A 14,010-nucleotide genomic window follows, 5' to 3' on the forward strand; every position below is an offset into this window, starting at 1 on the left:
TTGGGGAGGATCGTGAAGGTGGCTGGGGTCTTTTAGAAGCGCACGCCGGCGGCGATGCCGTAGCGGCGCGGCTCGAGGGTGAAGACGTTGGTGAACAGGCCCGTCGCCGGGTCGGTCACGTACATGCCGGTCACCGCATCGTTCTTGGTCAGGTTCTGCACGAAGCCGCGCAGGTACCAGCGCTGGTCGGGTCCGTTCAGCGTCAGCTGCGCGTTCATCACGTCGTAGCTGCTGATCCGGTCGATGTTGCGGTTGAAGTTGCGGCCATAATAGTCGCCGGTGAACGAGTAATCGACACGCGCCACGAGGCTCATGTCGTTCTCGAAGTCGTGCGTGTACTGGGCGCCGACCGCGAACTTGAACTCGGGCGAATTCTGCAGCTCGTTACCGCTGAGGTCGACCGCGACGCCGTCCGAGACGGTGTAGAGGTTCGACAACGCCGGATTGGCCGCACTCACCGCCAGCGCCGGGTTGACGCCGGTGGTCGCCAGCGCGCCCTGCAGCGCGCTGCACACCGAGAAGGCGCCGGTGGTGCTGGTGCCCTGGATCGCCTGCGTCGGGCGCAGGCCGATCGCCGCGTTGACCGCGTTGACGATCGCGTCTGCACGCGGCGCGCCGGCCGCGGTCGGCACGACGGCGCAGTTGGACGCGTTGGTCAGGTCCTTGATGATCACCACGTCCGACCGGCCACCCGACGGATCGCGCGCATCGACCAGCTGCAGATCCTTGATCTTGGTCTTCAGATAGGACGCGTTCATGTTGAACTGCAGCGCGCGGATCGGCGCCACGATGAACTCGCCCTCGAGGCCGTAGACCGTCGCGTCGGTGTTGTCGTTGAACGACGTGCGGTTGATGATCCGGCTGACCTGATAGTCCTTGTAGTCGTAGTAGAAGGCCGTGACGTTGGCGCGCAGCGTGCCGTCGAGCAGCACGTTCTTGCTGCCGATTTCAAAGGCGTTGATCGTCTCGGGCTTGAAGTTGACCGGCGCGGCGAACAGCGCCGGGTTGAACGGCGGGTTGATGCCGCCGCCCTTGTAGCCGCGCGAATAGGACGCATAGAGCAGGCTGTCGTCGCTGGGCTTCCAGTCGATGACGGCGCGGCCCGTGAGCCGCTCGAACTTCACGTCGCTCTCGCGGAACGCCGCCGGGATGGTGGTGGTGCCGAACGGCACGCGGCCGGCGGTCAGCAGCGGCGACTGGCGGTCGCTCACCGACTTGTCGTCGACGGTGTATCGGAGACCCAGCGTCAGCTTCACCTGGTCGCTGACCTCGTAATAGCCTTCACCGAACGCCGCATAGGCCTTCAGGCGATATTCGCCGACCTGGTTGTCATAGATCGGCGAAGCCTGGCCGCCGACGCCGCCGCCGAGCAGCACCGAGGCATAGTCGAGCGCCGAGGCGGCGATATAGTAATCGCTGTCCGACTTGGTGTCGAAATAGATGCCCCCCAACAAGAAGTTGAACGGCCCGTCGAACTGCGAGTCGATGTGCGCCTCGAAGCTGTACTGGCGCGCGCCGAGGTTCGACTGGTCATATTCGATCGGGTTCGGCGAGCAGCGGTCCTGAAAGCCGCCGATATAGCCGGCGAAGCCGCTGTTCACGTCCGACACGCAGATGTTGGCGCCCTGCGTCACGCGGCCCGCCGTCGGGAACAGCGCGCGGAACGCGTTGAAGCCGGGGTTGGTGGCGAGCGAGTTACCGACGGTGAGGTTGTAGTCGGTGCGCGAGCGGACGGAGGTGTCCTGATAGCCGCCGGTGACGTTCAAGGTGATGTTGCCGAAGTCATGCTCCAGCTTCGCCATCAGGATGGTCTCGTCGGCCTTGTAGGTCGGGCTGTAGTCGAGATTCACCGTCCGCAGGTCGCCCGGCACCGTGACGCCCGCATAGGCGTCAGCGCCATAGACGCTGCCCAGCGCGAACGGCGCCAGCGGCGCGGCGCCGGCGATGCGCAGGAACTCGGCGCTGGTGGCGATGCCGGCGAGCGTCGAGTTGCCGTTGACCGTCTCGTTGGCGAGGCGGTCGGGCGAGCAGCCGAGCACGCCGCTCGGGTCGCGGCGGCAGAGCTGCTTCTGGATGCGCGAGCGGTTCGAATCCTCGCGGAAATACTGGCCGATCAGGTCGATGCTGGTCGTGTCGGTCGGCTCCCAGCGCACGGTGCCGCGCAGCGCATAGCTGTCACGGCCGTCGATGTCCGATCCGTCGAACAGGTTCTTCGTGTAGCCGTCGCGCTTGGTGTAAATGCCCGCGACGCGGAAGCCGAGCGTCTCGCCGACCGGCACGTTGATCATGCCGTTGAGCTTCAGCGAGTCGTAGTTGCCATATTCGACATCCGCCGAGGCGCCGAAGTCGCGCTTCGGGCGCGCGGTGATCAGGTTGACCACGCCGCCGGTGGCGTTGCGACCGAACAGCGTGCCCTGCGGGCCGCGCAGCACCTCCAGCCGCTCGAGGTCGAAGAACTCGATCTCGAACAGGCGGGGGCTGTTGACCGGCATGTCGTTGATATGGACGCCGACGCCCTGGTCGGCCGAGGTCGAGACCACCGATTCACCGATGCCGCGGATCGAGAAGTTCGACGAGGTGAAGTTGGTCTTGGTGAAGGTGATGTTGGGGAGCGACAGCTGCAGGTCGGCGGTGTTCTCGATCTGCTGCGCCGCCAGCGTCTCGCCGGTAAAGGCGGTCACGGCGATCGGCACGTCCTGAAGCGATTCCGCCTGCCGCTGCGCGGTGACGACGATTTCCTCGATGCCGCTGTCGTCGACGACGGCGGCATCAGCGGCGGGGGCCGCTTCCTGCGCGAACGACGGGTTGGCGGCGACGAGCGCGGCGAAAGACGCGCTGGCGACGAGCGCCTGCTTCAGGTGACGGCGGTTCAGCATCGATGGAATTCCCCGGGGTTCAAAGCGGGCGTTCGCCCTGTGTTGGACTTGCCGGGAAGCTGGCGACGCAACGCAACGCAACCTCGTTACCCCGGTGTAATCGAATGCGCTGTGTAGCGGCGCCTGTTCCGCCGGCGCGCTCTGAACACGCCCATTTTGGGCAACATCGCGCTTTTGGCAGGTCAGCGGTCGAACCAGGCGAAACCCTGTGCTAGAGGCCCCGCCATGCTCAACCTGAACGGCATCACCGTGCGCCTCGGCGGCCGCACCATCCTCGACCGCGCCACCGCCGCGCTACCCGGTCGCTCGCGCATTGGCCTGATCGGCCGCAACGGCGCCGGCAAGTCGACGCTCATGCGCCTCATCGCCGGTTCCGGCGAGACCGACGAGGGCGGCATCGAGATGCCGAAGGCGCTGCGGATCGGCTATATCGCGCAGGAAGCGCCGAGCGGCACCGCGACGCCGTTCGAAACGGTGCTCGCCGCGGACCTCGAACGCGCCGCGCTTCTCGCCGAGGAAGAGGGCCTCGACCATTCGGGCGAGGACGAGGACGCGATGCACCGCATCGCCGACATCCACGAGCGGCTGACCGCGATCGACGCGCACACCGCGCCGGCCCGCGCCGCGCGCATCCTCGTGGGCCTCGGCTTCGACGAGGACATGCAGCACCGGCCGCTCGACAGCTTCTCGGGCGGCTGGAAGATGCGCGTCGCGCTCGCCGCGCTGCTGTTCTCACAGCCCGACCTGCTGCTGCTCGACGAGCCGTCCAACCACCTCGACCTCGAAGCGACCCTGTGGCTCGAAAGCTTCCTCAAGTCGTACCGCGGCATGATGGTGGTGATCAGCCACGAGCGCGACCTCCTGAACAACGTCGTCGATCACATCCTTCATCTGGAGCGCGGCAAGATCACCCTCTACCCGGGCGGCTATGATGCCTTCGAGCGGCAGCGCAACGAGCGCGCCGCGCAATTGGCCGCCGCCCGCGAAGCGCAGCAGGCGCAGCGCGCTAAGCTTCAGGACTATATCGCCCGCAACTCGGCGCGCGCCTCGACCGCCAAGCAGGCGCAGTCGCGCGCCAAGGCGCTGGCCCGGATGCAGCCGATCGCCGAGGTGGTGAACGACCCGTCGCTGGTGTTCGACTTCCCGTCGCCGCCGCCGCTCAAACCCCCGCTGGTGCAGCTCGACATGGCCGCCGCCGGCTATGGCGACAAGGTGATCCTGTCGCGGCTCGACCTGCGCATGGACCCCGACGAGCGCATCGCGCTGTTGGGCCGCAACGGCAACGGCAAGACCACGCTCGCCCGCCTGCTCGCCGCGCAGATCAAGCCGATGGAGGGGCATTTCGCCACCGCCGGCCGCATGCGCGTCGGCTATTTCACCCAGTATCAGGTCGAGGAGCTTCAGCGCGACGACACGCCCTTGGAGCATATGACCCGGCTGATGAAGGGCGCGAGCCCGGCGGCGGTGCGCGCGCAACTCGGGCGCTTCGGCTTCAGCGGCGACATGGCCACGCAGCAGGTCGGCAAGATGTCGGGCGGCGAGCGCGCCCGCCTCGCGCTGGCGCTGATCACCCGCGAGGCGCCGCACCTGCTCATCCTCGACGAGCCGACCAACCACCTCGACGTCGACGCGCGCGAGGCGCTGGTCCGCGCGCTCAACGACTATGAAGGCGCGGTGGTGATCGTCAGCCACGACCGTCACATGGTCGAGGCGGCGGCCGACCGGCTGGTGCTGGTCGACGGCGGCACCGCCACCGACTTCGCCGGCAGTCTCGACGACTATACCGACATGGTGCTCGGCAAGGGCGGCACTAGCGGCGGCGGCGGCAAGTCCGGCGGCCCCGCCGTCAACAAGAAGGAAGAGCGCCGCCTCGCCGCCGAAGCGCGCGAGCGCAGCCAGGGCCTGCGCAAGGCGGCCAAGGATGCCGAAGCCGAAGTGACGCGCCTCACCGCCCGCCGCAGCGCCATCGACCAGGCGCTGTTCGATCCGAAGACGGCGACCGGTGCCGATCGAAACGCCTCATCGAGCGAACTGATGCGCGAGCGCGGCGCGCTCGACCGGCTGCTCGCCGACGCCGAAGCGCGCTGGATGGCGGCCGAGGAAGCGGTGGAGAAGGCAAACCCCTGATCCTCCCCTGCAAGGGGAGGGGGACCGCCGCAGGCGGTGGAGGGGTAACCGCCGCCGCTGCCCCTCCACCCCGCTGCGCAGGGTCCCCCTCCCCGTTTCCGGGAGAAAATCACCCCCAACGAAAAAGCCCCGCCGGATCGCTCCGGCGGGGCCTTTTCTGTCGGCCTTTCGGCCGAGCCTTACTCCTCGGGCTGAACCTCGGCGAGCGGGCTCTGCGGCGCGGCGAGTTCGGCCGGGATCTCGACCTTCTCTTCGACCACCGGCTTCTGCGCCGCGCGGATCGCCGCGTCGCGCGAGTTGGCGGTCACGCGCAGGCGGTTCATCGCCGCGCCGGTACCGGCGGGGATGAGACGACCGACGATCACATTCTCCTTGAGGCCGTTAAGCGTGTCGATCTTGCCCTGGACCGCCGCCTCGGTGAGGACGCGGGTGGTCTCCTGGAACGACGCCGCCGAGATGAAGCTGCGGGTCTGCAGCGACGCCTTGGTGATGCCGAGCAGGATCGGCTTGCCCTCGGCGGGCTCGCCGCCGGTCTTGGCGTTGATCTCGTTCATCTCCTCGAGGTCCACCTGTTCGCCGACCAGCAGCGTGGTGTCGCCCGACTTGGTGATCTCGACCTTCTGCAGCATCTGGCGAACGATCACCTCGATGTGCTTGTCGTTGATCTTCACGCCCTGCAGTCGATAGACCTCCTGGATTTCCGCCACGAGATATTCGGCGAGCGGCTCGATGCCGAGCACGTCGAGGATATCGTGCGGATCCGGGTTGCCGTCGATCAGGTAATCGCCGCGCTTGATGAAGTCGCCTTCCTGGACGGCGATATGCTTGCCCTTCGGCACCATATACTCGACCGGCTCCAGCGAGGGGTCTTCCGGACGCAGGATCACGCGACGCTTGGTCTTGTAATCCTTGCCGAATTCGACGCGGCCGTCGATCTTGGCGATCACCGCATTGTCCTTCGGCTTGCGGGCCTCGAACAGCTCGGCGACGCGCGGCAGACCGCCGGTGATGTCGCGGGTCTTGGCGGCTTCGCGCGGAATACGCGCGATCACGTCGCCGGCATGGACCTTGTCACCATCGTTGACCGACAGAATGGCGTCGACCGACAGCAGGTAACGCCCGCTCTCGCCCGAGCTCTCGTCGAGCAGGGTGATGCGCGGACGCAGGTCGGCGTGCTCCTTCTTGCCGCCCGAGCGGAAGTCGACGATCACCTTGTTGGTGATGCCGGTGGCCTCGTCGACGTTCTCGCTGAGCGAGACGCCTTCGATGAGGTCCTGGTACTTAATCGTACCCGACTTCTCGGTGATGATCGGCAGCGTGTACGGATCCCACTCGGCGAGGCGATCGCCCTTCGACACCGTGCCGCCCTCTTCGTGGAGCAGCGTGGCGCCGAACGGCAGGCGATGAACCGAACGCTCGCGGCCGTCCATGTCGACGATCGCGAGTTCGCCGTTGCGGCTCATCGCGATGAGGCGCCCACGGCTGTCCTTCAGCGTGTTCATTTCCTTGTACTTGACGACACCGTCGACCGGCGATTCCAAGGTCGACTGCTCGCTCACCTGCGCCGCGCCACCGATGTGGAAGGTACGCATGGTGAGCTGGGTGCCCGGCTCGCCGATCGACTGGGCGGCGATGACGCCCACGGCCTCGCCGGCGTTGACCGGCGTACCGCGCGCGAGGTCGCGGCCGTAGCACTTCGAGCAGACGCCCTGCACCGTCTCGCAGACCAGCGGCGAGCGGATGTTCACCGACACCACCGCCGCCTTCTCGATGCGCGCCGTCTCGGCTTCCGAGAGCAGTGCGCCCGATTCAACGATGATCTCGTTGGTCTTCGGGTCGACGACGTCCTCGGCCGTGGTGCGGCCCAGGATGCGCTCGCCGAGCGACACGATGGTGGTGCCGCCCTCGACGATCGCCGCCATCTTCAGGAACTTCTCCGTGCCGCAATCCTCCTGGATAACGACGCAGTCCTGGCTGACATCGACGAGGCGACGCGTCAGATAGCCCGAGTTCGCGGTCTTCAACGCGGTGTCCGCGAGGCCCTTACGGGCGCCGTGGGTCGAGTTGAAGTATTCAAGAACGGTCAGGCCCTCCTTGAAGTTCGAGATGATCGGCGTCTCGATGATCTCGCCCGACGGCTTGGCCATGAGGCCGCGCATGCCGGCGAGCTGCTTCATCTGCGCCTGCGAACCGCGGGCGCCCGAGTGCGCCATCATGTAGATCGAATTGATCTGCCGCTCGTGGCCCTTGTCGATCCGCTTGGCGCTGATCTGCTTCATCATCGCGTCGGCGACACGGTCACCGCAACGCGCCCAGGCGTCGACGACCTTGTTGTATTTCTCGCCCTGCGTGATCAGGCCGTCCTGATACTGCTGCTCATAGTCCTTCACGAGAGCCTTGGTCTCGTCGACCAGCACCACCTTCTCCTCGGGGATGATCATGTCATCCTTGCCGAAGCTGATGCCCGCCTGGAACGCGTGCCGGAAACCGAGCGCCATGATGGCGTCGGCGAACAGCACCGTCTCCTTCTGGCCGGTGTGGCGATAGACGGTGTCGATGACGTCGCCGATCTCCTTCTTGGTCAGGAGGCGGTTGACGGTCTCGAACGGCACCTTGTGCGACTTCGGCAGCGTCTCGCCGAGCAGCATGCGGCCCGGCGTGGTCACCGCGCGCTTCATGTAGCTGCGGCCCTGCTCGTCGGTCTGCGGCACGCGGCTGACGATGCGCGTGTGCAGGGTGACGGCCTTCGCCGCGAGCGCCTGGTGTACCTCGGTGATGTCCGAGAACAGCTGCAGCTTCTCCTGCTTGGTGCCGTCCGGAAGCTCGATGAACTCCGGCTCCTTCTCCTGCCGCTCCATCGAGAGGTAGTAGAGACCGAGCACCATGTCCTGCGACGGCACGATGATCGGCTTGCCGTTCGCGGGCGACAGGATGTTGTTGGTCGACATCATCAGGACGCGCGCTTCCAGCTGCGCCTCGAGGCTCAGCGGAACGTGAACGGCCATCTGGTCGCCGTCGAAGTCGGCATTGAAGGCGGCGCAGACCAGCGGGTGAAGCTGGATGGCCTTGCCCTCGATCAGCACCGGCTCGAACGCCTGGATGCCGAGGCGGTGGAGCGTCGGCGCGCGGTTCAGCAGCACCGGATGCTCGCGGATCACCTCGTCGAGGATGTCCCAGACTTCCTTGCGCTCCTTTTCGACCCACTTCTTCGCCTGCTTCAGGGTCATCGACAGACCCTTGGCGTCGAGGCGCGAATAGATGAACGGCTTGAACAGCTCGAGCGCCATCTTCTTCGGCAGGCCGCATTGATGCAGCTTCAGCTCCGGGCCGGTCACGATGACCGAGCGGCCCGAATAGTCGACGCGCTTGCCGAGCAGGTTCTGGCGGAAGCGGCCCTGCTTGCCCTTCAGCATGTCGGACAGCGACTTCAGCGGACGCTTGTTGGCGCCGGTGATCGTCCGGCCGCGACGGCCGTTGTCAAACAGCGCGTCGACCGCTTCCTGAAGCATGCGCTTCTCGTTGCGGACGATGATGTCCGGCGCGCGCAGCTCGATGAGCCGCTTCAGGCGGTTGTTGCGGTTGATGACGCGGCGATAGAGATCGTTGAGGTCCGACGTCGCGAAGCGGCCGCCGTCGAGCGGCACCAGCGGGCGCAGCTCGGGCGGGATCACGGGGACGACCTGGAGGATCATCCACTCGGGGCGGTTGCCCGATTCGATGAAGCTCTCGACGATCTTCATCCGCTTGATGATCTTCTTCGGCTTCAGCTCCGACTTGGTGGTCGCCAGCTCTTCCTTGAGCACGACCATCTCGCCCTCGAGGTCGAGATCCTCGAGCAGCTTGCGGATCGCCTCGGCGCCGATGCCGGCGGTGAAGGCGTCCTCGCCGTTAAGTTCCTGCTGCTCGAGCAGCTCGTCTTCGGTGAGGAGCTGGAACTTCTTCAGCGCGGTCAGGCCGGGCTCGATCACGACATATTGTTCGAAGTACAGCACGCGCTCGAGGTCCTTGAGCGGCATGTCGAGCAGCATGCCGATGCGGCTCGGCAGCGACTTCAGGAACCAGATGTGCGCGACCGGCGCGGCCAGCTCAATGTGGCCCATGCGCTCGCGGCGGACCTTCGAGACGGTCACCTCGACGCCGCACTTCTCGCAGACGATTCCCTTGTACTTCATGCGCTTGTACTTGCCGCACAAGCATTCATAGTCCTTGATCGGACCAAAGATGCGGGCGCAAAACAGGCCGTCGCGCTCCGGCTTGAAGGTCCGGTAGTTGATCGTCTCCGGCTTCTTGATCTCGCCGAAGGACCACGAGCGGATGCGGTCGGGCGACGCGATCGAGATCTGGATGCGATCGAACGTCTCCGGCTTCGCCGCCGGGTTGAAGAAGTTCATCAGTTCCTGGTTCATGGCCAGTCCTTACTTCTCAGAATTCACAAGCCGCCGGGATGGCGGAGGGCCGTCCGCGCCGGCGCGCCTTTCAGGGCGCGCCGGGCGAACAGCGGATCAGGCGGCGTCCTCGGCGGGCGTGTTCTGCAACTCGACGTTGAGGCCGAGCGAGCGCATTTCCTTGACGAGCACGTTGAACGACTCCGGAATGCCGGCCTCGAAGGTGTCGTCGCCCTTGACGATCGCCTCGTAGACCTTGGTGCGGCCGACGACGTCGTCGGACTTCACCGTCAGCATTTCCTGGAGCGTGTACGCCGCGCCGTACGCCTGCAGCGCCCACACTTCCATTTCACCGAAGCGCTGGCCGCCGAACTGCGCCTTACCGCCCAGCGGCTGCTGGGTGACGAGGCTGTACGGCCCGATCGAACGCGCGTGGATCTTGTCGTCCACGAGATGGTGGAGCTTCAGCATGTAGATGTAGCCCACGGTCACCTTGCGATCGAACTGCTCGCCGGTGCGACCGTCGTACAGCTCGACCTGACCCGACGGGTCGAGACCCGCCAGCTCCAGCATCGCCGACACGTCGGCTTCGCGGGCGCCGTCGAACACCGGGGTGGCCATCGGCACGCCGGCAGCGAGGTTCGAGGCCATTTCGGCCATCTGCTCGTCCGACAGCGCGTCGATTTCCGCCTCGTGCGGCTCGCCGTAGATCGTCTTCAGGCGCGAGCGCAGCGTGTTCGCCTGCCCGTCGCCGAAGCCCTTGGCGTGGATGTCCTCGAGCATCTGCGAGATCTGCCGGCCAAGGCCGCGCGCGGCCCAGCCGAGGTGGGTCTCGAAGATCTGCCCGACGTTCATGCGCGACGGCACGCCCAGCGGGTTGAGCACGATGTCGACATGCGTGCCGTCCTCGAGGAACGGCATGTCCTCGATCGGCAGGATGCGCGAGATGACGCCCTTGTTGCCGTGACGGCCGGCCATCTTGTCGCCCGGCTGCAGCTTGCGCTTCACCGCGACGAAGACCTTGACCATCTTCAGCACGCCCGGCGGCAGTTCGTCACCGCGCTGCAGCTTCTCGACCTTCTCCTCGAAGCGCTTCTCGAGGCTCTTCTGCGCGTCCTGCCACTGGCCCTGCAACGCCTCGATGTCGGCCTGGCCGGCATCGTCGGCGATGGCGAACTTCCACCAGTCGCGACGCGGGTTGTCCTCAAGCATCGCCTGATCGATGGCGGTGCCCTTCTTGATGCCCTTCGGCGCGGCGGCGACTTCCTTGCCGAGCAACGCTTCACGAAGACGCGCATAGGTGGCGCGGTCAAGAATGGCCCGCTCGTCCTCGCGATCCTTCGCGAGACGCTCGATCTCCTCGCGCTCGATCGAGAGCGCGCGCTCGTCCTTGTCGATGCCGTGGCGGTTGAACACGCGCACGCCGACGATGGTGCCCGAGACGCCCGGCGGCAGCTTCAGCGACGTGTCGCGCACGTCCGAGGCCTTTTCGCCGAAGATGGCGCGGAGGAGCTTTTCCTCCGGCGTCATCGGCGATTCGCCCTTCGGCGTGATCTTGCCGACGAGGATGTCGCCCGGCTCGACCTCGGCGCCGATGTAGACGATGCCCGCCTCGTCGAGGTTGCGCAGCGCCTCTTCACCGACGTTCGGGATGTCGCGGGTGATGTCTTCCGGCCCGAGCTTGGTGTCGCGGGCCATCACCTCGAACTCCTCGATGTGGATCGAGGTGAACACGTCGTCCTTCACGATGCGTTCGGAGATGAGGATCGAATCCTCGTAGTTGTAGCCGTTCCACGGCATGAACGCGACGAGCGCGTTGCGCCCCAACGCCAGCTCGCCGAGCTGCGTCGACGGGCCGTCGGCGATGATGTCGCCCTTGCGAACGATATCGCCGACCTTCACCAGCGGACGCTGGTTGATGCAGGTCGACTGGTTCGAGCGCTGGAACTTCATCAGCGTGTAGATGTCGACGCCCGACTTGCCGGATTCGACGTCCTCGGTGGCGCGGATAACGATACGCGTCGCGTCCACCTGGTCGATGATGCCGGTGCGGCGCGCGGCGATCGCGGCACCCGAGTCACGGGCGACGGTGCCTTCCATGCCGGTGCCGACGAACGGCGCCTCGGCGCGGATCAGCGGCACGGCCTGGCGCTGCATGTTAGAGCCCATCAGCGCGCGGTTGGCGTCGTCGTTCTCGAGGAACGGAATCAGCGACGCGGCGACCGACACGAGCTGCTTCGGCGACACGTCCATCAGCGTGATGTGATCGCGCGGCGCCATCAGGAACTCGCCGGCCTCGCGGGCCGAGATCAGGTCCTCGACGAGCACGCCCTTGCCGTCGACTTCGGCGTTGGCCTGGGCGATCGTGTGCTTCGCCTCTTCCATCGCCGACAGGTAGACGACGTCGTCGGTGACGCGGCCGGCGTCGACCTTGCGGTACGGCGTCTCGATGAAGCCGTACTTGTTGACGCGGCTGAAGGTCGCGAGGCTGTTGATCAGACCGATGTTCGGGCCTTCCGGCGTCTCGATCGGGCAGATGCGGCCATAGTGGGTCGGATGGACGTCGCGGACCTCGAAGCCCGCGCGCTCGCGGGTGAGGCCGCCCGGCCCGAGCGCCGAGACGCGACGCTTGTGTGTCACTTCGGAGAGCGGGTTGGTCTGGTCCATGAACTGCGAGAGCTGCGACGAGCCGAAGAACTCGCGCACCGCGGCAACCGCCGGCTTCGCGTTGATCAGGTCGTTCGGCATGACGGTCGAGATATCGACCGAGCTCATGCGCTCCTTCACGGCGCGCTCCATGCGGAGCAGGCCGACGCGATACTGGTTCTCGAGCAGCTCGCCCACCGAACGGACGCGGCGGTTGCCGAGGTTGTCGATGTCGTCGATCTCGCCCTTGCCGTCCTTCAGGTCGACGAGGGTCTTCACGACGGCGAGGATATCCTCCTGGCGCAGCGTGGTGACGGTGTCCTCGGCATCGAGGTCGAGGCGCATGTTCATCTTTACGCGGCCCACCGACGACAGGTCGTAGCGCTCCGGATCGAAGAACAGGCCGTAGAACATGCCTTCGGCGGTCTCACGCGTCGGCGGCTCGCCGGGGCGCATGACGCGATAGATCTCGGCGAGCGCATGGTCGCGCTCCTCGACCTTGTCGGCCATCAGCGTGTTGCGGATCCACGGACCCACGTTGACGTGGTCGATGTCGAGCAGCTCGATCCGGTCGATGCCTGCCTTGTCGAGCTTCTCGAGGTTGGCGGCCGACAGCTCGTCGCCCGCCTCGATGTAGATCTCGCCGGTCGACTCGTTGATGAGGTCGAAGGCGGCATAGCGGCCGAAGATCTCGTCGGTCGGGATCAGCAGCTCCTTGAGGCCGTCGGTCTGCGCCTTGCGCGCGGCGCGCGGCGTGATCTTCTGGCCGGCCGGGAACACGACCTCGCCGCTCTCGCCGTTGACGACGTCGAACGTCGGCTTGCTGCCGCGCCACTGGTCGGCCTCGAAGGGCACCTTCCAGCCGTCCTTGGCACGCACCCAGGCGACGCGGCCGTAGAAGGCGTTCAGGATTTCTTCCGAATGCATGCCGAGCGCATAGAGCAGCGTCGTCACCGGCAGCTTGCGCTTGCGGTCGATGCGAACGTTGACGATGTCCTTGGCGTCATATTCGAAGTCGAGCCACGAGCCGCGGTACGGGATCACCCGCGCCGCGAAAAGGAACTTGCCCGACGCGTGCGTCTTGCCGCGGTCGTGGTCGAAGAACACGCCCGGCGACCGGTGCATCTGGCTGACGATCACGCGCTCCGTGCCGTTGACGACGAACGTGCCGTTCGGCGTCATCAGCGGCATGTCGCCCATGTAGACGTCCTGCTCCTTGATATCGAGCACCGACCGGGCCTCGGTATCGGGATCGACCTCGAACACGATCAGGCGGAGCGTGACGCGCATCGGCGCGGCATAGGTGATGCCGCGCTGGCGGCACTCGTCGATGTCGTACTTCGGCTCTTCGAGCTCATAGTGCACGAAGTCGAGCTCGGCGGTGCCGGCGAAGTCGCGGATCGGGAACACCGACCGCAGCGTCTTCTCCAGCCCCGACACATAGCTGTCCTCGGGCCGCGAGCGAAGGAACTGCTCGTAGGATTCGCGCTGAACCTCGATGAGGTTCGGCATCTGCACGACTTCCGAGATATGCCCGAAGGTCTTGCGGATGCGCTTGCGCCCCGTGAACGACATCGCCTGGGTTGCCATGAAATAGCGCCTCGCTGCTGTATTTCCACCTGCCGGCGTTGCACCGGCGGGAGCCATTTGTTGCGATCCGGCGTTCATCGCCCCGGACCACCCGCGCGCCTGAAAGGCACGCAAACAAAGCGAACGACGCGAAAAACTGCGGCTCCCCGGCTCTGGGAAACCACAGTTCAATGCGTCGTCTCGTCCGCTAGTCCGGCCCCCTATTCGTTCGATCCGTGCGCAACGCGGATCGTTTCTCGTAGGGCCGAAGCGGTGGCGGCCTCACACGAACGCGCGCGGCCTGCCGTCAAAATCGGAAACGGCGATATAGGGGGCGCCGGCCCGCACGTCGAGAGGGCAATTGCCGGCGGGGCTTCAAAATACGCCGGCGTAACGATTTCGGCGGC

4 protein-coding genes are annotated in these 14,010 nt (G+C 66.1%); 1 reads left to right on the plus strand and 3 read right to left on the minus strand.

Going from position 1 to position 14,010, the window contains the following annotated elements; translation table 11 throughout:
- Positions 1 to 32 precede the first annotated feature (32 nt).
- Positions 33 to 2,876: a TonB-dependent receptor gene (locus ACFOMD_RS05580; RefSeq protein ID WP_380858126.1), complete on the minus strand. Its 2,844-nt coding sequence runs from the start codon at positions 2,874 to 2,876 to the stop codon at positions 33 to 35.
- Between the two features lie 225 nt (positions 2,877 to 3,101).
- On the opposite strand from ACFOMD_RS05580, the gene ACFOMD_RS05585 reads away from it, so the two are divergent.
- On the plus strand, positions 3,102 to 5,003 hold the full coding sequence (locus ACFOMD_RS05585) for an ABC-F family ATP-binding cassette domain-containing protein (RefSeq protein ID WP_380858129.1): 1,902 nt from the start codon (positions 3,102 to 3,104) through the stop codon (positions 5,001 to 5,003).
- 179 nt (positions 5,004 to 5,182) lie between these two features.
- Here the strand turns inward: ACFOMD_RS05585 and rpoC are convergent, their stop codons facing one another.
- Together rpoC and rpoB are read right to left on the minus strand one after the other, a co-directional pair.
- Complete coding sequence (rpoC, locus tag ACFOMD_RS05590; RefSeq protein WP_380858132.1) at positions 5,183 to 9,409, minus strand: DNA-directed RNA polymerase subunit beta'; 4,227 nt, start codon at positions 9,407 to 9,409, stop codon at positions 5,183 to 5,185.
- Positions 9,410 to 9,505: 96 nt separating this feature from the next.
- Positions 9,506 to 13,624, minus strand: a complete 4,119-nt coding sequence (gene rpoB, locus ACFOMD_RS05595) for a DNA-directed RNA polymerase subunit beta (RefSeq protein ID WP_380858135.1) — start codon at positions 13,622 to 13,624, stop codon at positions 9,506 to 9,508.
- Positions 13,625 to 14,010 lie beyond the last annotated feature (386 nt).

Source organism: Sphingoaurantiacus capsulatus (genome assembly GCF_042648405.1).
Classification (GTDB): Bacteria; Pseudomonadota; Alphaproteobacteria; order Sphingomonadales; family Sphingomonadaceae; genus Sphingoaurantiacus; species Sphingoaurantiacus capsulatus.